The 402-nt window shown below is 65.2% G+C and carries 1 protein-coding gene; it reads right to left on the bottom strand.

Annotated features, from left to right (window positions below):
- Window positions 1–402, bottom strand: a 402-nt coding sequence (locus F0Q45_RS26890; protein ID WP_149656689.1) for a transposase, incomplete at both ends; no start/stop codon positions are given.

The raw sequence follows: 402 nt of genomic DNA, 5'->3' as shown, positions 1-402 counted from the left end.
ACCTTGGCGATGTTTTTGCCGCGGCGAGCTTCGATACGGTCTTTGTCGGCCGCGATCTTGGTCGTCGTGGGGTGGCGCTGCACCGCTTCGATCGCTGCCCAACGGACCAGTTTGGAGCCCTGTTTGGTGATATGCCCGCGGTGTACGACGGCGTCGGACTCGCGGTGGCGCGGGGTAAGTCCGGCCCAGGAGCACAGGTGGGCTGGACCGGTGAAGCGGTGAGCGTCACCAATCTCGGCGACGAACACCGCCGCCAGCGTCACCCCGATACCGGGTACCTGCTGGATCGCCTGATAGCCGCGGTCAGCGTCGAGCCGTTTGGCGATCAACGCAGCAAACCGCGCCTCGTGGCCATCGAGGATATCGATCAGTTCCAGCAGTGAGCGGACCCGCTGGGCGTAG

The organism is Mycobacterium simiae, from assembly GCF_008370645.1.
Classification (GTDB): domain Bacteria; phylum Actinomycetota; class Actinomycetes; order Mycobacteriales; family Mycobacteriaceae; genus Mycobacterium; species Mycobacterium simiae_A.
This window is presented reverse-complemented; position numbering and strand designations above follow the sequence as displayed.